Raw genomic sequence first — 19,438 nt, 5'->3', positions numbered from 1 at the left:
AAGGAACACTTCGATGGCCCTGGATGCCGCCTTGGATCGCGACGAGGTGCTGCGCGTCGTTCGCGCCGCGCTGGAGGAGGATCTGCGCTATGGACCGGATGTCACGACGGCGGCCACCGTGCCCGCGGACGCGGCGATCAAGGCGTCGGTGGCGGCGCGGGAAGCGGGGACCGTGGCCGGGCTCGACGCCGGGCTGCTGGTGCTCGACGAGGTCATCGGTGCGGGCGGCTACGAGGTCACCGATCGGGTCGCCGACGGCACCCGGGTGTCGCCGGGACAATCCGTGCTCACCCTGATCGCCCCGACGCGCGGACTGCTCACCGCGGAGCGCACCATGCTCAATCTCGTGTGCCATCTGTCCGGCATCGCCACGGCGACCGCCGCCTGGGTGGACGCCGTCGCGGGCACTCACTGCCGGATCCGGGACAGCCGCAAGACGCTGCCCGGACTGCGGGCGTTGCAGAAGTACGCGGTGCGCGTGGGCGGCGGGGTCAACCACCGGATGGGTCTCGGTGACGCCGCGCTGATCAAGGACAACCACGTGGTCGCCGCCGGATCGGTGGTCGAAGCGCTGCGCGCGGTCCGCGCCGCCGCCCCGGACATCGCCTGCGAGGTGGAGGTCGACAGCCTCGAACAGCTCGACGCCGTCCTCGCCGAGAACGTGGAACTGGTGCTGCTGGACAACTTCCCGCTCTGGCAGACCCAGGCGGCGGTGCAGCGCCGCAACGCCGCGTCCCCGCAGACGAAACTGGAGTCCTCCGGCGGGCTGAGCCTGGACGTCGCCACCGACTACGCCCGCACCGGCGTCGACTACCTCGCCGTCGGCGCCCTCACCCACTCGGTCCGGGTGCTCGACCTCGGGCTGGACATGTAGATCCTGCCCGGAACCACTTACCGGCCCCGGTTGGTTCGCCGCCGGCGCGGGAACCGGCCACCGTCCGGGCCGACATCCGGGCGCTCGGCGGCGCAGCGTGCGTACGACGTCCGATACGTCGCCGCGTCAGCTGGCGCGCACCGTCGTGCGCTGGTGCACCCGCCCGCCGCGGCAAGCCGGGGACCGAAGGCTCCGGCCCCGACCAGCTCACTCTCGGGGCCTCCGTGACCAACGGCGATTCCGGTTTCAGATCCATGTACCGCTCCCGATTGATGGCCGCCTTTGCTCCGGTATGCGCCCCAGCGTGATTCGGTCGGCGAATCCGCACAACGGACAGGGCTCGCAGCGCGGCTCGGTCGGTCTCGGCGAAACCGTGGATCTCCATGTCGCTCAGGCGGTGAGCTCGCGTTCCAGCGGTGTCCGGAAACGGGGAATGGCGCGCACGTCGCCGAACCATTCGGCGACACGCTGGGCTTGCGTGGCGATCAGCGCTTCGGCGTCGGCTCCCACGTCCTCGAGGAGGCGGTAGACGATCTCGCCGTCCTTGCGCTGTGCCCAGCCGCCGACGATCCGCCCGTCCCACCAGACGGTGGGGCCGACGTTGCCGTTGCGGTCGAACAAACGCGGCGCGTGCGGGCCGAGGTACCACTCGCGCGCCTGCCAGCCCATCGGCGTCGGATCCAGCGCGGGCAGCAACGCCGCCCATGGTTCCGGCGCGGGAACCGGGTCCAGGTCGTCGGCAGACAGCACGCCGGTCACGCCGTCCAGATCTACCTCGACGAGATCGAGCGCGCCGAGCGCCGCGCGCACCTCGCCGAGCGTCCACCCGGTCCACCACTTGAGGTCCGATACCGGCGCGGGTCCGAAGGCGCGCAACCAGCGGCGGACGAGTTCGACGCGCGCCTCGGCGGCGGGCAGGGCGGCGACGCCGTCGGGCAGCCAGGACTCGATCGGCGCCCAGGTGTACTGACTGCTGGTCCAGCCGCCGTTCGGCCTGCCGCGCACGATGCGGCCCTCGCAGCCGAGGGTCACCAGCACCCAGGTGGTGATGTTCGTCGGCTTCGAATACGCCTTGTCCGGCGCGGTGTTCACCTGAGTGCGCAACCGCGGGACGTCCTTGCTCAGCTGGGCGCCGGTCGCCGCGCCGCGGTCGAGCAGCGCCTTGTGCGTCGCGGTCTCGACGTCGGCCCACCAGCGGCGCACGTCGCCGTCTCCGATGCCCGCCTGTTCCAGGTACTTGCCGTAGGCGCGCCGCTGTTTGTGCGCCAGCGCGTCCGCGCACGACGCCTGGAGAATCGGCACCGACTCCACCGGCACGACGAACATGGTGCGGCGCATGGCCAGCATCCGCAGCAGGGAACGGTCCTCGTAGAGCGCCTGTTCGACATCCGTGGGCGTCAGTCCCTCGGCGCGGGCCGCGACGGAGAGGAAGACGGTCGCCGGATCGGTCGCGTGCAGTGCTACCAGCGAGCGGGCGATCTCCGCGACCTGCCCGGTCCGCTCCGGAGTGGCCAGCCGGTGGCGCACCGCCAGCCGCGCGCGCCGCTGCGCGGCATCGATCGAACGCATAGGCGAATCGTAGCGTTCGGGTCGTGGTTCAGAGGCCGAAGCGCTCCGGGGCCAGGCGCAGCGCCCGGCAGGCGTCGCGCAGCGCGTCGGTCGCGGCCTGGCCGAAGGCGCCCGCGCCGCTGCCGATCAGGATGCCGGTGCGGATCACCGCGTCCGCTTCGGTCGGCTCGGCGCCCGCTTTGGCGATCTGCCGCAGTACGTGCGCGCAACCGAGGACCGGATCGTTCGCCAGCCGATTGCGATTGTCCTCGAACAGCGCGCGCAAGTCGTCGACCGGAAAATTGCGCAGAACCGGGTCCGTCGTGACCAGTTCGGCGACGAGGGCGTGGTCCCGCGCCGCGGCGGCGCCGTCGGCCACGGCCACCAGCGCGCACAAGGCGACAGCGGCGTCCCGGAAGTTCGCCCCGCGCAACGCGTTCCGTTGGGCGAGCAGCTCCGCTCGCCAGGTCGCGGCGGTCTCGGCCGTGTGGATCAGGGTCGCGTCGGGGATGCGGCGGGGTGCGAAGGTCATGGTCGACTCCATGAGGGGACGTCCGAACGCGCGGACCCGTGCCATCCGGACTCGGAATGGATACCCGGACCGTAACAGGGCCCGACCGCCGGGGCCTGCCCCAAAAAATTGGGATCAGTTCTCCGGTTCCCAGGCGCGGACCAGGTCGAGCAGGCCGGGGAAGCGCGCTTCCAGATCGTCGACGCGGACCTGGCTGCGGCGTTCCAATCCGTAGCGCCGCTGCCGGGTGACGCCCGCCTCGCGCAGCACCCGGAAGTGATGCGTCAGCGTGGATTTGGGGCGATCGATGCCGAACCAGGAGCAGGGCCGGTCGGTCTCCGGAGAGTCCAGCAGGAGACGGCGGACCATGGTCAGGCGCAACGGGTCGCTCAGCGCGGCGAGGACGTGGTCGAGCCGCAGCTCGGCGCGGTCCGGCTCGGGCAGCGTCGTGCTCGTCTCCGCGCTCTCCGTGGCCGCAGGCATCGCGTCTCCTTCCGCTCGGCCGCTTTGTACGAGTTCTATCGTACTGTGCGTTGGTTCGACTATGGTCGTACTGGTACGAGAAAAGTCGAACCAAGGAGAGATGATGGCATCGACGGTGACGGAGCCGCACGCGAAAGACGCCGGGGCAGGCGGCTCTCCGGTGTGGCGGGCGGCGTGGCCGGTGTTCGCGGTGTTCGTGTTGTCGAACGCGCCGACCCCGCTGTATGTGGTGTGGCAGAACGAGATCGGGTTCTCCTCCGGCACGCTGACCGCGGTGTTCGCTTGCTACATCGTCGGTTTGCTGGCAGCGCTGCTGGTCGCCGGCGTGGTGTCGGACCGGGTAGGGCGCAAGCCTGTGCTGCTGCCCGCGGTGGTGGCGGCGACGGCGGCCTGCGTGCTGTTCGCGGTCGCGCAGTCGGTCCTGCTCTTGGCGCTCGCGCGGCTGCTCACCGGCCTGGCGGTGGGCGCGGCGGTGTCTGCGGGAATGGCGGCGGTCACCGATGTGGGCGGCCCCGAGCGCAAACGCGTCGCCGCACTGGCCGCCTCGACCGCGATGGTCCTCGGGGCAGGTAGCGGGCCATTGCTGGCCGGCATCCTGTCCGAAACGCTGCCCGGCCCGACGGTGACGGTGTTCCTCGTCGAGGTCGCCGTGCTCAGCACGGCCTTCGCGGTCCTGGCCCGGCTGCCCTTGCCCGCGGGCTCCGGAGAACGCGGCCCGTGGATCCGGATCCCCTCGGTCGCCCCGGACGGCCGGGCCGCCGTGCAGGCCGGGATCGCGGTGTTCGGCCCGGGAATCACCGCGACGTCGTTCGTCCTGTCGCTGGGACCGTCGGTGCTGGCGCATCTGCTGGGCGCCGCCGACCGGGTGCTCGCCGGGGCGGTGGCGTTCACCATGTTCCTGGCGGCGACCGGAATCCAGTTCGCGGCACGACGGTTCGGCGTGCGCGCCATCCTGCTCGGCGGTGCGGCCGCGACCGTGACGAGCATGGCGGCGCTGGTGGGGGCGCTGGTAGCGGCCTCACTTCCGCTGTTCGTCGCGGCGGCCGTGCTCGCCGGGGCCGGCCAGGGCCTCGGCCAGTTCGGTGGCCTGACGGCGATCAGCGCGAGCGTGCCGGGCGAGCGGCTGGCCGAGGCGAACGCCGCGCAGAACGTGGGCGGGTATCTCCCTGCCGCGGTACTGCCGCTGACCGCCGGTCTTCTCGGCGACGCCTACGGATTGAGCGCGGGCGTGACCGCGTTCGGTGCGGTCGTCGGGCTCGCCGCGGCAGCGGGCGGGGCGCTCGTCGCGACGCGCCTGCGCCGGGGTGTCCCCGCACGCTGACGACGTGACATCATCCGAGGATGCGGCGGGCATATCCGGTACTCGTACTGTGCTGCGCGCTGGCCGGCGTGCTCGTGACAATTCTTGCGCCGACACGTGTTTCGGCGGAGCCGGCCTGCGCGCCGGGGGTCGTGGTGGGCCCGGTGTCGCTGCCCGTGGACGGCGAGGAGGCGACCGGGCGGGTGTACGAGCCCTACCGGTGTGCCGCGGGTGACCTGACCCCGCGAGCGCTCGTGGTCGCGGTGCACGGGCACGGCGGGTCGTCGGCGGACTTCGCCGCCTATCTCGAGTCGATCGCGCGGCGCACCGCAGCGCCGATCCTGGCGATGGACCTGCGCTCCGCGCAGAGCGCGTGGCGCACCGGAGACTGGAATCTGTGGGCAGGCTGGCGTGACGTCGTCGCCGCGACCGCGTGGTATCGGCAGGCCCACGGCTCGATCACCCGCACGGTGCTGTGGGGCTGGAGCCAGGGCGGCATCACCAGCGGCCTCGCCGCGGCGCACGGGCCGCGCGGGATGTTCGACTACTGGGTGGACAACTACGGTCCCGCCGACGATTTCACCATGTGGCTGGGCGCGGCGGTCGTGGATCCGGCACTGCCCGCCCAGATCGAGCGCGACGCGGGTGGTTGCCCGCCTGCCGCCTGTCCGCTCGCCTACGCCGAACGCTCGCCCGCCCTGCTGGCCGCCCGGATGGACGTGCGGCGCGCGTTCCTCGTGCACGGCACCGCCGACGACGTGGTGCCCTACGCCACCAGTCTCGAGATGCGCGCCGGGCTCGCCGCCGCGGGCAAGCCCACCTCCCTGTACACCGTCGTCACCGGGCGCGACCTGGAGGGGCGGGTGGCCCCGGCCGACCACAGCGTCGGGCCGGCATTCTTCGAGGGCGGCTGCGTCGTCGAACGGCTGCTGCTCGGCACGGAACCGGTCGACGGCCCCGACCGCGACTACCTCGTGGACGTCGCGCACGGCGTCGTCACCGCCCCGCCCGCTCCCGCGGGCGCGAAGTGCGCGGCGTAACGCGGGAACACGATCGGGGCTGCGCGCGGTTGTCGGAGAAAGACCGACGACGAAGCGAGGACGCGATGAGCAAGCCGGAAGACCCGGCCTACCACTGGGACGGACCGGAACTCGACCTGGACGCCTATCTGGCCCGGATCGGTTTCCACGGCGAGCGCGCCCCCGCCGTCCGGACGCTGCACGAGCTGGTGCGGGCGCACACCACCGCGATCCCGTTCGAGAACCTGGAGATCATCCTCGGCCGGTCGATCCCCCTCGACCTGGCGAGCTTGCAGGACAAGATCGTGCACCGCCGCCGCGGCGGCTACTGCTACGAGAACGTGGGACTGTTCGCGGCCGCGCTGGAACGACTCGGTTTCGGCGTCACCGGGCTCAGCGGCCGGGTGAGCATGGGCGCGGGCGCGGGATTGCGCCCCGCAACCCACGCGCTGCTGCGCGTGACGACCGCCGACGACGACCGAGTCTGGTTGTGCGACGTCGGCTTCGGCGCCGGACCGCTCGCGCCCTTCGAACTGTCCACGGAGACCGGCGAATTCGCGGCGGGCGAGTGGAAGTTCCGGCTGGAGCGCACCCGCGGGGAGCTGGATTCCGAGCTGTGGGTGCTGCACCAATACGGCCGCGACGGGTGGATCGACCGGCACAGTTTCACACTGAATCCGCAGTACCGCATCGACTATGCCGTCGGCAACCACTTCGTGTCGACCTCGCCCCGATCCCCGTTCACCACCCGGCCGTATGCGCAGCGCTTCCACCCGGACGTGCACCATGTGCTGGACGGCACCACCCTCGTCACCGAGTACCCCGACGGCACGAGCGAATCGCGGGAACTGGAACCCGCTGACCTGCCCAAGATCCTCGCCGAGGTCTTCGACATCGACCTGTCCGACGCCGACGCCGCCACCCTGGCGCAGGCCCGGTGGTCGCGCGACTGATCTCGCGGCCTGCCCGGCCCGCTAGGGTCGTCGGCGTGCGTACCAACCGGAAATCCCTCGTCCTGTTCACCGCACCGGTGCTCGTGCTCGCCGCCTGCTCGTCCGGGCCGGACCAGCCCGACACCGTGGCCGGGCAGTTCGCCGAAGCGCTCAACAGCGACGACATCGCCGCGGCGGCCGCGCTCACCGACAACCCGGCGGCGGCCTCCGACACCCTCGGCGCGCTCTACGAGGGGCTCGGCAAGGACGTCCGCTTCGAGGTCCGCTCGGTCGGCGACAATGGTTTCGCGCTGGCCGCCACCTGGAAGCTGGGCGAGGACGGCAAGTCCGAGTGGACCTACACCACCGACGGCACCGCCCACGACGACGGGAACGGGTGGCGGGTGAAGTGGGATCCCGCCACGATCGCTCCCGGGCTGGCCGGGGGACCGTTGAGCTACAGCAGGGTCTATCCGGCGCCGGCCCGCATCCTCGACGCCGCGGGCGGCGAACTGATGACCGAGCAGATCGTCACGCTGGTGAACGTCGCTCCCAGCGCCGACCTCTCCGCGGTCGCGGATCTGCTCGGCCCGCTCGCGCCCGGCCTCACCGCGCCTTCGTTGCAGACGGAACTGGCGGCGGCGCAAGGAAAGCCGGTCACCGCGATCACGCTCCGCGAGCGGGACCTCGCCCCGATCCGGGATCGCCTGAGCGCGCTGCCCGGCGTCACCCTCGCACCGCAGACCCGGTTGCTGACCACCGACAAGGCGCTGGCCGCGCCGACCCTGTCCGGACTGGCCGAGCTGTGGCAGCAGTCCGCCGACGCGCACGCCGGGTGGGCGGTGCGGGCCCAGACGCCGCAGGGCACCGAGCGCGTCGCCGGAACCGATCCCACGCCCACCGCCGACATCGCGACGACGCTCGATCTCGGTGTGCAGCGCGCGGCCGAGGCGGCGCTCGCCCCGGTCGCTCAGCCCGCCGCGATCGTCGCTCTGCGACCGTCGACCGGCGAGGTCGTCGCGATCGCGCAGAACGCCCCGGCCGACGCGCAGGGGCCGATCGCGCTGACCGGCCTCTACCCGCCGGGGTCGACCTTCAAGACGGTCACGGTCTCCGCCGCGTTGCAGGCCGGCACCGTGACACCCGATACCGTGCTGCCCTGCCCCGGCACCGCGAACATCGAGGGCCGCCGCATCCCCAACGACAACAACTTCGATCTCGGTTCGGTGCCGCTGCACACCGCGTTCGCCCGGTCCTGCAACACCACGATGGGCTCGCTCGCGGTGCAATTGCCCGCCGACGCGCTGACGAAAGCGGCCGCACAACTCGGGCTCGGCGTCGATTACGTCACACCGGGCCTCACCACGGTCACCGGAAAAGTTCCGGCGGCGGGCACCTCCGCGCAGCGTGTGGAGTCGGCGATCGGTCAAGGGCAGGTGACAGCGTCGCCGTTCGGCATGGCCCTGGTCGCCGCGTCCATCGCTCGCGGCGCGGCGCCCGCGCCCACGCTCGTCACCGGCAAGCCGGGCACCCCGGACCGGACCCAGGACGCATTGCCGCCACAGGTCGGCGACCAGCTGAAAACCATGATGCGCGAGACCGTCACCGACGGCACCGCGACGCAATTGCGCGACCTTCCGGGGCTGCTCGGCAAAACCGGTACCGCGGAATACATCGACGACAAGCACGCGCACGGCTGGTTCGTCGGCATCGACGGCGACCTGGCGTTTTCGGTGTTCATCAGTGACGCGGGCAGTTCCGCTCCCGCGGTGGAGGCCGCGGGGCGGATGCTGCGTGCCCGCGAATAGTCCGTTTCGGGCGATTTGGGGCCGCGAGATGGCCCGGCTGACGCGTGCGAGCATTCCGGCGCCCGCTACACTCATCCCCGGACCGCGTGAGTAATCAATATGCGGGATGTCACGATTTCGAGAAGGTTCGGAGTAGGCGCCATCGATACCGGTCAGTTGATCGCGGAGCATTACCGCCTGGTCGAGCGGATTGGTAGCGGCGGCACGGGCGTGGTCTGGCGTGCCGTCGACGAACGCCTCCAGCGCTCCGTGGCCGTCAAGCAGATCCACATCCAGCCGAGCCTGCCCGAGGCCGAGCGCGACGTGGTCCGCCAGCGCGCGATCCGGGAGGCCCGCAACGCCGCCCGCTTCCAGCATCCGAACGCGATCGTCGTGTTCGACATCACCGAGCACGAGGGCGATCCCTGCCTGGTGATGGAGTACCTGAAGTCCAAGAGTCTCGCCGCCGTGATCGCCGCCCAGGGCACCCTGCCGCTGACCCAGGTCGCGCGGATCGGCGAGCAGGTCGCCTCGGCGCTGATCGCCGCGCACCAGGCGGGCATCGTGCACCGCGACGTGAAACCGGGCAACATCCTGCTCGACGATCACGGCACGGTGAAGATCACCGACTTCGGCATCTCCCGCGCGACCGGCGACGTCACCCTGACCGAGACCGGACTGATCTGCGGCACCGCCGCCTACCTCGCGCCCGAGGTCGCCCGCGGCTCCGATCCCAGTCCCGCCTCCGACGTGTTCGCCTTGGGCGCCACGCTGTTCCACGCGCTCGAGGGCGAGCCGCCCTACGGCGCGGGTTCCAACCCGCTCGCGGTGCTCTACGCCGCCGCCAACGGTCAGCTGAGCGAACCGCGCAACGCCGGGCCCGCCACGGATTTCCTGCTCGACCTGCTCAGCCCCGAGCCGCGCGAGCGCCCGAGCATGCGGGCCGCGCGCGACCACCTCGCCGCGTTCGCCGACGCCGGTCCGGCCCCGGTGGCCGCCGGGTTCGTGCCCGCCAGCGAGGCGTTCGCCCGGCCGCGAGCGGGTCAGCCGGAATCGGCGACCCGCGAGCTGCGCCCCTCGGCGATGGCCTCGGCGCCCTACACGCCGACCGAGCGCCAGCCGCGTCCTCGCCCAGCGCCCGCGCCACCCGCCCACCCGGACACCGCGACGCACCCCCGCACGATGGCGCAGCCGCGTCCGGTGCAGCGGCAGGGCTCGTCGGGCAAGCGCCGTGCGGTGCTGGTCGGCGCGCTGATCGGCGCGATCGTGGTGGCCGGAGCCTTCATGGTGAGCCTGCTGAGCTCGTCGGGCTCGAATACCAATGCCGCCCAGGGCAATTCCTCGTCGGTGATCGCGTCGACGCGACCGGGCGGCAACACCACGTCGGCCGCGGCGCCCGTGGGGGAGACGAAGAGTGTCGGCAAGGCCGATCCACGGCAGTCCATCGATCAAGTGGTGGACTTCTACAACAATCTGACGTACTTGAGCTTCTCCGCCGCGTGGAAACAGCTGACCCCGGCCGCCCAGCAGGTCTACGGCAGTCAGCAGGCGTTCGAGACCTACTGGACGCAGAACCGGGTCACGGGCTTCAACACCGTCGACGCGGCCGGTGGCGGGTCCGGCACCAATGCGGACGGTTCGGTGGACGTCAACGTGGCCAGTGTGACCTACGGCGGCCAGAACAAATCGGTGACGCTCCGGTTGGTCAATCCCGGCAACGGGTCCTCGCTCATCGACAGCGACACCCGCTGACGGGTGTGCAGGTTCGGCGGTCTCATCCGAAACAGCTCGCAGTAGGTCCGGACGAGAGCGACGCCACACCTCGGCGTACAGCGGGCACATCTGCGGCGGCCGGACCTGCGCACACCGGCGCGGCGCGGCCCGGCCGCCCCGACCACGCGGATAACGGCCGGCGGTGGCCCATTAGGCTGGTAGCGGCAACTTTCCTGTTGCGGAATCAGCTGGAGACAAGGACCGACACCACATGACATCCCGCATCGAGCTCGCCCGCGTCGATCTGCGCGGTCGTACTCCCTCCGTCGCCGAGCTGCGCGCCGCGCTGCCGCGCGGGGGAGTCGACGTGGACTCGGTGCTGCATCAGGTGCGTCCGGTGGTCGAGGCGATCCGCGATCGAGGCGTGTCGGCGGCGCTGGAGTTCAGCGAGCGCTTCGACGGGGTGATCCCGGCGACGGTGCGGGTGCCCGCGGCCGAGCTGGAGGCCGCCCTGGAGCGGCTGGACCCGGCGGTCCGCGCCGCACTGGAGGAGTCCATCGCCCGGGCGCGCAAGGTGCACGGCGATCAGCGGCGCGCCGACAAGACCACCGAGGTGGTGCCCGGCGGCACCGTCACCGAGCGCTGGGTGCCCGTCGAGCGGGTCGGCCTGTACGTGCCGGGCGGTAACGCCGTCTACCCGTCCAGTGTGGTGATGAACGTGGTGCCCGCGCAGACCGCGGGCGTCGGGTCGCTGGTGGTGGCCTCGCCGCCGCAGGCGCGGTTCGGCGGGCTGCCGCACCCCACCATCCTGGCCGCCGCGCAGCTGCTCGGCGTCGACGAGGTGTGGGCGGTCGGCGGCGCCCAGGGCGTCGCGCTGCTGTCCTACGGCGGCCTGGACACCGACGGGGCGCAGCTGGAACCGGTCGACCTGATCACCGGGCCGGGCAACATCTACGTCACCGCGGCCAAGCGGCTGTGCCGCGGCCTGGTCGGCATCGACGCCGAGGCGGGTCCCACCGAGATCGCCGTTCTGGCCGACGCGACCGCGGATCCGGTGCACGTCGCCGCCGACCTGATCAGCCAGGCCGAGCACGACGTGCTGGCCGCGAGCGTGCTGGTCACCGACAGCGAGCAGCTGGCCGACGCGGTGGACGCGGCGCTGACCGCGCAGCTGACCGTGGTCAAGCACGCCCACCGGGTGAGCGAGGCGCTGCGCGGCAAGCAGTCCGGCACCGTCCTGGTCGACGACATCGAGCAGGGCCTGCGCGTGGTCAACGCCTACGCCGCAGAGCACCTGGAGATCCAGACCGCCGACGCGGCAGCGGTCGCGGCCAGGGTGCGCAGCGCGGGCGCGGTGTTCGTCGGCGCGTATGCGCCGGTCAGCCTGGGCGACTACTGCGCGGGCTCCAATCACGTGCTGCCCACCGCGGGCTGCGCGCGGCACTCCTCCGGTCTGAGCGTGCAGACCTTCCTGCGCGGCATCCACGTCGTGGAGTACACCGAAGCGGCCCTCGAGGACGTCGCGGGCCACGTGGTGGCGCTGGCGAACGCCGAGGACCTGCCCGCGCACGGCCAGGCCGTGCAGGCGCGTTTCGAGGCCCTGTCGTGACGCGCGCGGCGAGCGCGCCCGGCGCGGGCCTCACCCTGGACGATCTGCCGCTGCGGGAGAACCTGCGGGGCAAGAAGCCCTACGGCGCACCGCAATTGACGGTCCCCGTGCAGCTGAACACGAACGAGAACCCGCATCCGCCCAGCCGGGCGCTGATCGACGACGTCGCCGAGTCGATCCGCGCGGCCGCCGCGGACCTGCACCGCTACCCCGACCGCGACGCGGTCGCGCTGCGCACCGACCTGGCGCGGTATCTGACCGCGCAGACCGGCGTCGAGGTCGGCACCGGCAATGTCTGGGCGGCCAACGGCTCCAACGAGATCCTGCAGCAGCTGTTGCAGGCCTTCGGTGGGCCCGGCCGCAGCGCCTTGGGTTTCGTGCCGTCCTACTCGATGCACCCGATCATCTCCGAGGGCATCGACACCGAATGGATCGAAGCCAAGCGCGGCGCCGACTTCTCGCTGGACATCGATCACGCGTTGGCCGCCATCGCCGAGCGCTCGCCGGACGTGGTGTTCGTGACCAGTCCGAACAATCCCACCGGGCACAGCGTTCCGCCGGACGACCTGGCTCGCATCCTCGCTGCCGCGCCCGGCATCGTGGTGGTGGACGAGGCCTACGGCGAGTTCTCCGCGCAGCCCAGCGCCATCGGGCTGATCGACCGATTCCCGGCGAAGCTCGTGGTCACCAGGACGATGAGCAAGGCCTTCGCGTTCGCGGGCGGGCGGCTCGGCTATCTGGTCGCCGCACCCGCGGTGATCGACGCGATGCTGCTGGTGCGTTTGCCCTACCACCTGTCGGTGGTCACCCAAGCCGCCGCACGCGCGGCCCTGCGGCACGCCGAGGAGACCCTCGGCAGCGTCGCCGAACTGGCCGCGCAGCGTGACCGGGTGGCGGCCGCGCTGCGCGAACTCGGTTACGACGTGATCCCCAGCGACGCCAACTTCCTGCTGTTCGGCCGCTTCGCCGACGCCGCGGCCAGTTGGCAGCGCTACCTCGACCACGGCGTGCTGATCCGCGACGTCGGCCTGCCCGGCTATCTGCGCACCACCATCGGCCTCGCCGCCGAGAACGACGAACTGCTGCGGGTCAGCGCGGTGCTGGCGGGCACCGAACTGGCACCGCGATGAACCAGCGCCGAGCAGCGTTCGGCGCCGATCCGATTGGACGTGAGCATGAGTAGGACCGCCCGGGTGGAGCGGGTCACCAAGGAATCCAGCATCGTCGTCGAGCTGGATCTGGACGGCACCGGCAAGACCGAGATCGCCACCGGAGTGCCGTTCTACGACCACATGCTGACCGCGCTGGGCGCGCACGCGAGCTTCGACCTGACGGTGCGCGCGGAGGGCGACATCGAGATCGAGGCACACCACACGGTCGAGGACACCGCGATCGTGTTCGGTCAGGCGCTGGGCAAGGCGCTGGGCGACAAAGCGGGGATCCGCCGGTTCGGCGACGCCTACATCCCGATGGACGAGACGCTGGCGCACGCCGCGGTCGACGTCTCCGGCCGCCCCTACTGCGTGCACACCGGCGAGCCGGAGCACTTGGTGCACACGGTGATTCCCGGTTCCGGCCCGGGCGCGCCGTACTCCACCGTGCTCAACCGCCACGTGTTCGAGTCGATCGCGCTCAACGCGCGCATCGCCCTGCACGTGCGGGTGCTCTACGGACGCGATCAGCACCACGTCACCGAGGCCGAATTCAAAGCGGTGGCGCGGGCGCTGCGGGCCGCGGTGGAACTCGACCCCCGGGTGAGCGGGGTTCCGTCGACGAAGGGGACGCTGTGAGCGCGAAATCGGTGGCTCTGCTCGACTACGGCTCCGGCAACCTGCACTCCGCCGAACGGGCGCTGGCCCGGGCGGGCGCGCAGGTCGAGGTGACCGCCGACCCGGAGGCCGTGCTGGCCGCCGACGGCCTCGTCGTCCCCGGTGTCGGCGCGTTCGCCGCGTGCATGGCGGGACTGCGCGGCGTGCGGGGCGAGCGCCTGATCGGTCAGCGGCTCGCCGGCGGCAGGCCGGTGCTCGGCATCTGCGTCGGCATGCAGATCCTGTTCGAACGGGGCGTCGAGTTCGGCGCGGAGACCGACGGGTGCGCCGAATGGCCCGGCACGGTGGAACGGCTGTCCGCGCCGGTGCTGCCGCATATGGGGTGGAACACCGTCTCCGCCCCGTCCGACAGCGTCCTGTTCGCGCGGCTGGACGCGGACACCCGCTTCTATTTCGTGCACTCCTATGCCGCGCAGACCTGGGACCTGCCGCCCAGCGAGCACTTCGCCGCGCCCAAGCTGACCTGGTCCGAGCACGGGGTGCCGTTCCTGGCGGCGGTGGAGAACGGTGCGCTGTCGGCGACCCAGTTCCACCCGGAGAAATCCGGTGACGCGGGAGCCCACCTGCTGCGCAACTGGGTGAACTCGCTGTAGGGGCCGGTCCCGCGCATCGGGCGCGGGACCGCCCGCCCGGTCAGTGCTTGCGGACCTTGCTGACCAGCCAGCGTCCGTCGACATTGTCCACTGTCACGGTCATCGCCATGCGGCTGGTCTGCGGGAGACCGTCGGTTTCGTCGCTGGTCACCGTCCGCACCACGTCGACGTCCACCTCGGCCCGGCGGTCGTCGCCGGAGACGATGCGGCAGTCGGCCGAGTTGGCCTCGGCGCGGATGTGCGCGGCCTCCGCGCTGGACTGGATGTTGGCGCGGAAGCTCTCGAACTCCGCCCGGAACTCTCCGGTGCTGAGGTCGAGCATCCGGCGGGTGTGCTCGCCGAACCGCGCGTAGTCGTAAGTCGCGGCGGCGTAACCGAAGTCGCAGCCCGCCAAGCGTGCCTCCTCCGGCGCGGCGGCGGTGGCGGCGGGTGCGGCGACGAACGCCGCGAAGCAGGCGGCTGCCGAAAGTGACAGGGCGGCAGCCGGTGTGGATCGTGACATGCACTTCCTCGGTGCGAAGGGGAAGCGGCGACCGGGGGTGATCGCCGAGCGGAGACGATACCGCCCGCGCCGCCCGGACCGGAGCGATCCCGAGGCGAGACCTCGCCTGCTGTCGGGCTGGTTCCGCTGGTTCCGCCGGTCTCGCGCCCGTGAGCCCCGCCGCGCACTCGGCGCGATCGATGGTCTACCGATCGCCGCGGCGACGGCGGTGTGCGCGGTGCTCGCCGCCCCGGCCTGTTACCGCGCCCGGGTGCTCGCCACGCCGTGATCACGGCCGCGTGCCGGTGGACCAGATCGGGGTGGTCTCCACCCGGGACAGGCGCCAGCCTTCCTCGGTCCGGACCGCGTCGAAGCGATAGACCTCACCGAGGGTGTACCGCGGTTGCGGAATCGTCCCGTCCGTGGAGGCGGGCGCGAAGGTGGCGATCAGGTTGGCCCGGACCTCGGCGGCGTCGCCGCGCAGGTCGATCAGCACGTTGCCGATGGCGTGCTGAATGCGCTGGTCGGCGCGGTGGTTCCGGCTCGCCTGCGCGATCAGCGCCGCGCGACCCTCCGCCGTGCCGCCGGGTGTCTTCGCGGTGGCATCGGCGGCGTAGATCGTCCGCAGGTCGTCGAAGCGGCCCTCGTCCAAGGCGCGGCCGAGCCGGTCGACCAAGTCGGTGATCTGTCTGCGGTCCAGCAGCTCGCGCACTTCGGCGGTCGGGGTCGCCGGACCGGAGGCGCAGGCGGCGGTGAGCGCGGCCAGCGGCACGGTCAGCAGGGAGAGGGCGAGGCGGAGGGTGCGCATCGGAGGTGCCTTTCGCGAAATGTTGGCGTGTCCAACATTGGTGATGCCAACGTAGCAGATTGTGGGTGATGCCAACAAGTTTTGCTAGAGTGGCCGCATGGATATCCCGCACGAGGTCGCCGCCGAACGGCTCCGGGCCTTGCCGACCCGGCTGGTCAATCAGGTGGCGCTGGTGGCGAACCGGGCCACCGAGCGGGCGCTGGAGTCCACCGGGTCCCGCCGTCACCACTACGCGCTACTGGCCACGCTCGCGGAATTCGGTCCGGCCAGCCAGGCCGAGCTGGGTAGACGCACCCGCATCGACCGCAGCGACATCGTCGCCACGGTGAACGACCTGGCCGAGCGCGAGTTCGTCGAGCGCAGCCCCGATCCCGCCGATCGCCGCCGCAACATCGTCACCCTCACCGCGGCGGGCGCCCGCCACCTGGACGACCTCGACGAGCGCCTGGCAGCCGCCCAGGACGAACTGCTGCCCGGCTTCTCCGAGCGGGATCGGCACACCCTGGTCACGCTGCTGACCCGCATCCTCGACGCCCACGCCGCCGGCTCACCGCGGTGATCGAGGTCGCATCCGCGCAGGCCCAGCGCCCGGACGCGGCCGGGTAACCACTAGGCTGCTCTCGTGAGTCTTGTGCTGCTACCCGCCGTCGATGTCGCCAACGGAGAGGCCGTGCGCCTCGTGCAAGGAGAAGCCGGGAGCGAGACCAGCTACGGCTCGCCGCGCGAGGCGGCGCTGGCTTGGCAGGAAGCCGGCGCGGAATGGGTGCATCTGGTCGATCTGGACGCGGCCTTCGGGCGCGGCTCGAACCGGGAGCTGCTCGCGGGCGTCGTCGGCGAACTCGACGTGAAAGTGGAACTGTCCGGCGGCATTCGCGACGACGAGAGCCTCGAGGCAGCCCTGGCCACCGGCTGCGCCCGGGTCAACCTCGGCACCGCCGCGCTGGAAGACCCGGTCTGGTGCGCGAAGGCCATCGCCCGGCACGGCGAGCGCATCGCCGTCGGCCTGGACGTGCGCATCGTCGACGGCGAGCACCGGTTGCGCGGCCGCGGCTGGGTCAGCGATGGCGGCGACCTGTGGGAGGTGCTCGAGCGCCTGGAACGGGACGGCTGCTCGCGTTACGTGGTGACCGATGTGACCAAGGACGGCACGCTCACCGGCCCGAACCTGGACCTGCTGCGCGAGGTGTGCGCGGCCACCGACGCCCCGGTCATCGCCTCCGGCGGCGTCTCCACCATCGCGGACCTGGTCGCGATCGCCGAACTGGTGCCGGACGGCGTCGAGGGATCGATCGTCGGCAAGGCACTCTACGCGGGCCGGTTCACCCTGCCCGAGGCGCTGGCCGCGGTGAGATGACCCAGGACCTGTCGCGACTGCTCGCCGAGGCGAGCGAGGTCCTCGACTCGGTAAGCTCGCGGTTCGCCGAGGGCATCGGCGCGCCGAGCGCGGTCGAGAAGGGGCGCAACGATTTCGCCACGGAACTCGACCTCGAGCTGGAGCGCACCGTGTCCGCAGAGTTGCTGCGGCGCACCGGAATCGACGTGCACGGCGAGGAATTCGGCGGACCGCAGCTCACCTCCGGCACCACCTGGGTGCTGGACCCGATCGACGGCACGTTCAACTACTCCTCCGGCCATCCGCTGTCGGGCATGCTGCTCGCGTTGGTCCGCGACGGGGAACCGGTGCTGGGACTGACCTGGCTGCCGCTGCTCGGCCGCCGCTACGCCGCCATGGCGGGCGGTCCGGTGCTGCTGGACGGGCGGCCGCTGCCACCGCTGCCGCGCGGCAGGCTGGCCGAGGCCATGATCGGTTTCGGCGCGTTCAACGTGGACTCGGACGGCCGCATCCCCGGACAGTTCCGCTTCGACCTGCTCGGGCCGCTGAGCAGGCTGTCCTCCCGGGTGCGCATGCACGGCTCGACCGGCATCGATCTGGCGTTCACCGCCTCCGGCGTACTCGGCGGCGCGATCGTGTTCGGGCACCATCCCTGGGACAACGCGGCGGGCGTCGCCCTGGTGCGGGCGGCGGGCGGCGTGGTGACCGACCTGGTCGGCCGGCCGTGGACCATCACCTCCGGCTCCGTGCTCGCGGCCGCGCCCGGCGTGCACGAGGAACTGCTCGACATGATCTGCACGGTGGCCGACCCGGCGGCCGCGGAGAAAGGGTGAGGCAATGACGTTGGCCGTACGGGTGATCCCGTGTCTGGACGTCGACGCGGGACGCGTGGTCAAGGGCGTCAACTTCGAGAACCTGCGCGACGCGGGCGATCCCGTCGAACTGGCCGCCCTCTACGACGCGCAGGGCGCCGACGAGCTGACCTTCCTCGACGTGACCGCCTCCACCGGCGACCGCGGCACCATGATCGACGTGGTGACCCGCACCGCCGAGCAGATCTTCATCCCGCTCACCGTCGGCGGCGGGGTGCGCACGGTCGAGGACGTGGACCGCCTGCTGCGCGCGGGCGCGGACAAGGTGTCGGTGAACACCGCGGCGATCGCGCGGCCGGAGGTGCTGCGCGAGATGTCCGAGCGATTCGGCTCGCAGTGCATCGTGCTGTCGGTGGACGCGCGCACCGTGCCGGAGGGGCAGCCGGACACGCCGTCCGGCTGGGAGGTGACCACGCACGGCGGTAAACGCGGCACCGGCATCGACGCCGTGGAATGGGCGGTGCGCGGCGCCGAGCTCGGGGTGGGCGAGATCCTGCTGAATTCGATGGACGCCGACGGCACCAAGGCCGGTTTCGACCTGCCGATGATCCGCGCCGTGCGGGCGGCGGTCACGGTGCCGGTGATCGCCAGCGGGGGCGCGGGCGCGGTCGAGCACTTCGCCCCGGCCGTGCACGCGGGCGCCGACGCGGTGCTCGCGGCCAGCGTGTTCCACTTCGGCGACCTCACCATCGGCCAGGTCAAGGAGTCGATGCGGGCGGAGAAGATCGTCATCCGGTAGCGATTGGCGGAAATCCGCCGCGCCGGAAGGCGGGTGGTCCCGGTGCGGTTGCATCGGGCATGACCATCGGAATCGTTCTGTCGCCGTCCGCCATCGACGCCACCGGCAACGCCGTGGACACGGCGGTGGCGCTGGGCGCGGCGGCGGCCGCCGCCGGAGTCTCGTCGGTGTGGTTGGGCCAGCGGCTCAGCTACGACGCCATCGCGCTGGCGGGGATCGTCGGCCGTGCCGTGCCCGGACTGACGGTCGGCACCTCCGCGGTGCCGATCACCGCCCGTCATCCGCTGCTGATCGCCAGTCAGACGCAGACCGCGCAGGCGGCCACCGGAGGCCGGTTCACCCTCGGGCTCGGCCTCGGCGCGAGATTCCTCGCCGAACCGGTGTTCGGTGGATCTTTCGACCGGCCGATCACCCGGCTGCGCGAGTTCCTCACCGCGTTGCGCACCGTGCTGCACACCGGCACGGTGGATTTCCACGGCGAGACGCTCACCGCCGCGACGCCGCTGCCCGCCGCGGTAGCCGGGGCGCGTCCGCCCGCGCCGATCCTGGTGGCTGCCATGGGCCCGCAAGCCCTGCGCGTCACCGGTGAGCTGGCCGACGGCACCCTGCCCTACCTGGTCGGCCCGAAGGCGCTGGAGGAGCACATCGTCGCACCCGTCACCGCGGCGGCTGAGCGGGCCGGTCGCCCCGCGCCGCGGATCACCGTCCTGGTCCCCGGCGTGGTCACCGCCGACGTCGACGCCGCCCATGCGGCCGCCGCGGCCCAGACGGCGTTCTACGACGACATCCCGTCCTATGCGCGGGTGATCGAGTTGTCCGGCGCGGCGCGGGCGGCGGAACTGGTGGTGATCGGCGACGAGGAACTGATCGCGGCCCGCGTCGCGGAGTACTTCGCGGCGGGCGCGACGGACGTGGTGTTCGCGCAGACCGATCTGACCACCCCGGAGGACCAGCGGCGCACCTGGGAGGTGCTCGGCGAACTCCAGCGCTCCCGCCTGGGCTGATCG

Annotated in this window: 21 protein-coding genes; 16 read left to right on the top strand and 5 right to left on the bottom strand. The window is 71.9% G+C overall.

What is annotated here, in order from left to right:
• The first annotated feature begins 13 nt into the window (after positions 1 to 13).
• On the top strand, positions 14 to 874 hold the full coding sequence (gene nadC / locus ACWEKR_RS27100) for a carboxylating nicotinate-nucleotide diphosphorylase (RefSeq protein ID WP_452356858.1): 861 nt from the start codon (positions 14 to 16) through the stop codon (positions 872 to 874).
• A gap of 390 nt (positions 875 to 1,264) precedes the next feature.
• Here nadC and ACWEKR_RS27095 read toward each other — a convergent pair whose 3' ends face one another.
• From ACWEKR_RS27095 to ACWEKR_RS27085, 3 genes are all read right to left on the bottom strand, one after another.
• Positions 1,265 to 2,443, bottom strand: coding sequence for a winged helix DNA-binding domain-containing protein (locus ACWEKR_RS27095; protein WP_452356857.1), 1,179 nt, complete (start codon positions 2,441 to 2,443; stop codon positions 1,265 to 1,267).
• Between the two features lie 28 nt (positions 2,444 to 2,471).
• Positions 2,472 to 2,954 carry a TerB family tellurite resistance protein gene (locus tag ACWEKR_RS27090; RefSeq protein WP_452356856.1) on the bottom strand — a complete coding sequence of 161 codons (483 nt, stop codon included), beginning with the start codon at positions 2,952 to 2,954 and terminating at the stop codon, positions 2,472 to 2,474.
• A gap of 114 nt (positions 2,955 to 3,068) precedes the next feature.
• Positions 3,069 to 3,416, bottom strand: coding sequence for an ArsR/SmtB family transcription factor (locus ACWEKR_RS27085; protein WP_452356855.1), 348 nt, complete (start codon positions 3,414 to 3,416; stop codon positions 3,069 to 3,071).
• 103 nt (positions 3,417 to 3,519) lie between these two features.
• Here ACWEKR_RS27085 and ACWEKR_RS27080 point away from each other — a divergent pair, with 103 nt between their 5' ends.
• The 9 genes from ACWEKR_RS27080 to hisH all read left to right on the top strand — a co-directional run bounded on the left by ACWEKR_RS27080 (position 3,520) and on the right by hisH (position 14,198).
• Positions 3,520 to 4,737 (top strand): MFS transporter, encoded by a 1,218-nt coding sequence (locus ACWEKR_RS27080; protein WP_452356854.1) that lies wholly within the window; start codon positions 3,520 to 3,522, stop codon positions 4,735 to 4,737.
• A gap of 20 nt (positions 4,738 to 4,757) precedes the next feature.
• Positions 4,758 to 5,756, top strand: a complete 999-nt coding sequence (locus tag ACWEKR_RS27075; RefSeq protein ID WP_452356853.1) for an alpha/beta hydrolase family protein — start codon at positions 4,758 to 4,760, stop codon at positions 5,754 to 5,756.
• A 65-nt stretch (positions 5,757 to 5,821) separates the two neighbouring features.
• Positions 5,822 to 6,688, top strand: a complete 867-nt coding sequence (locus tag ACWEKR_RS27070; protein ID WP_452356852.1) for an arylamine N-acetyltransferase family protein — start codon at positions 5,822 to 5,824, stop codon at positions 6,686 to 6,688.
• Positions 6,689 to 6,723: 35 nt separating this feature from the next.
• Positions 6,724 to 8,475, top strand: a complete 1,752-nt coding sequence (locus ACWEKR_RS27065; protein ID WP_452356851.1) for a penicillin-binding transpeptidase domain-containing protein — start codon at positions 6,724 to 6,726, stop codon at positions 8,473 to 8,475.
• Between the two features lie 156 nt (positions 8,476 to 8,631).
• A complete protein-coding gene (locus ACWEKR_RS27060) occupies positions 8,632 to 10,206 on the top strand; it encodes a serine/threonine-protein kinase (protein ID WP_452356850.1) in 1,575 nt (524 codons plus the stop codon).
• Positions 10,207 to 10,438: 232 nt separating this feature from the next.
• Positions 10,439 to 11,776 carry a histidinol dehydrogenase gene (gene hisD, locus ACWEKR_RS27055; protein WP_452356849.1) on the top strand — a complete coding sequence of 446 codons (1,338 nt, stop codon included), beginning with the start codon at positions 10,439 to 10,441 and terminating at the stop codon, positions 11,774 to 11,776.
• Positions 11,773 to 12,906: a histidinol-phosphate transaminase gene (locus ACWEKR_RS27050; RefSeq protein ID WP_195087768.1), complete on the top strand. Its 1,134-nt coding sequence runs from the start codon at positions 11,773 to 11,775 to the stop codon at positions 12,904 to 12,906. The genes hisD and ACWEKR_RS27050 overlap by 4 nt, the downstream gene beginning before the upstream one ends.
• Before the next feature lie 45 nt (positions 12,907 to 12,951).
• The gene (gene hisB / locus ACWEKR_RS27045) at positions 12,952 to 13,566 is read left to right on the top strand and encodes an imidazoleglycerol-phosphate dehydratase HisB (RefSeq protein ID WP_159845859.1); all 615 of its coding nucleotides are present in this window, start codon (positions 12,952 to 12,954) and stop codon (positions 13,564 to 13,566) included.
• Positions 13,563 to 14,198, top strand: coding sequence for an imidazole glycerol phosphate synthase subunit HisH (gene hisH / locus ACWEKR_RS27040; RefSeq protein WP_452356848.1), 636 nt, complete (start codon positions 13,563 to 13,565; stop codon positions 14,196 to 14,198). The genes hisB and hisH overlap by 4 nt, the downstream gene beginning before the upstream one ends.
• Before the next feature lie 40 nt (positions 14,199 to 14,238).
• On the opposite strand, the gene ACWEKR_RS27035 is transcribed toward hisH, so the two are convergent.
• Positions 14,239 to 14,700, bottom strand: coding sequence for a hypothetical protein (locus tag ACWEKR_RS27035; protein ID WP_452356847.1), 462 nt, complete (start codon positions 14,698 to 14,700; stop codon positions 14,239 to 14,241).
• Here ACWEKR_RS27035 and ACWEKR_RS27030 point away from each other — a divergent pair.
• The gene (locus ACWEKR_RS27030) at positions 14,699 to 14,968 is read left to right on the top strand and encodes a hypothetical protein (protein ID WP_452356846.1); all 270 of its coding nucleotides are present in this window, start codon (positions 14,699 to 14,701) and stop codon (positions 14,966 to 14,968) included. The genes ACWEKR_RS27035 and ACWEKR_RS27030 overlap by 2 nt on opposite strands.
• On the opposite strand, the gene ACWEKR_RS27025 is transcribed toward ACWEKR_RS27030, so the two are convergent.
• Positions 14,969 to 15,487 carry a nuclear transport factor 2 family protein gene (locus ACWEKR_RS27025; RefSeq protein ID WP_452356845.1) on the bottom strand — a complete coding sequence of 173 codons (519 nt, stop codon included), beginning with the start codon at positions 15,485 to 15,487 and terminating at the stop codon, positions 14,969 to 14,971.
• Positions 15,488 to 15,584: 97 nt separating this feature from the next.
• Between ACWEKR_RS27025 and ACWEKR_RS27020 the strand changes: the two genes are divergently transcribed.
• The 5 genes from ACWEKR_RS27020 (at position 15,585) to ACWEKR_RS27000 (ending at position 19,435) form a co-directional block, all read left to right on the top strand.
• On the top strand, positions 15,585 to 16,046 hold the full coding sequence (locus ACWEKR_RS27020; RefSeq protein ID WP_452356844.1) for a MarR family winged helix-turn-helix transcriptional regulator: 462 nt from the start codon (positions 15,585 to 15,587) through the stop codon (positions 16,044 to 16,046).
• A 63-nt stretch (positions 16,047 to 16,109) separates the two neighbouring features.
• Positions 16,110 to 16,841 (top strand): bifunctional 1-(5-phosphoribosyl)-5-((5-phosphoribosylamino)methylideneamino)imidazole-4-carboxamide isomerase/phosphoribosylanthranilate isomerase PriA, encoded by a 732-nt coding sequence (priA, locus tag ACWEKR_RS27015; RefSeq protein ID WP_063022395.1) that lies wholly within the window; start codon positions 16,110 to 16,112, stop codon positions 16,839 to 16,841.
• Positions 16,838 to 17,653 carry an inositol monophosphatase family protein gene (locus ACWEKR_RS27010; RefSeq protein WP_452356843.1) on the top strand — a complete coding sequence of 272 codons (816 nt, stop codon included), beginning with the start codon at positions 16,838 to 16,840 and terminating at the stop codon, positions 17,651 to 17,653. The genes priA and ACWEKR_RS27010 overlap by 4 nt, the downstream gene beginning before the upstream one ends.
• A gap of 4 nt (positions 17,654 to 17,657) precedes the next feature.
• Positions 17,658 to 18,431, top strand: coding sequence for an imidazole glycerol phosphate synthase subunit HisF (gene hisF / locus ACWEKR_RS27005; protein ID WP_452356842.1), 774 nt, complete (start codon positions 17,658 to 17,660; stop codon positions 18,429 to 18,431).
• Positions 18,432 to 18,490: 59 nt separating this feature from the next.
• Positions 18,491 to 19,435, top strand: a complete 945-nt coding sequence (locus ACWEKR_RS27000) for a TIGR03564 family F420-dependent LLM class oxidoreductase (RefSeq protein WP_452356841.1) — start codon at positions 18,491 to 18,493, stop codon at positions 19,433 to 19,435.
• Positions 19,436 to 19,438 lie beyond the last annotated feature (3 nt).

This window comes from Nocardia sp. NPDC004573, assembly GCF_053602135.1.
Note: the sequence above shows the minus strand (reverse complement) of the source record. Positions and strands in the feature narration are given on the sequence as shown.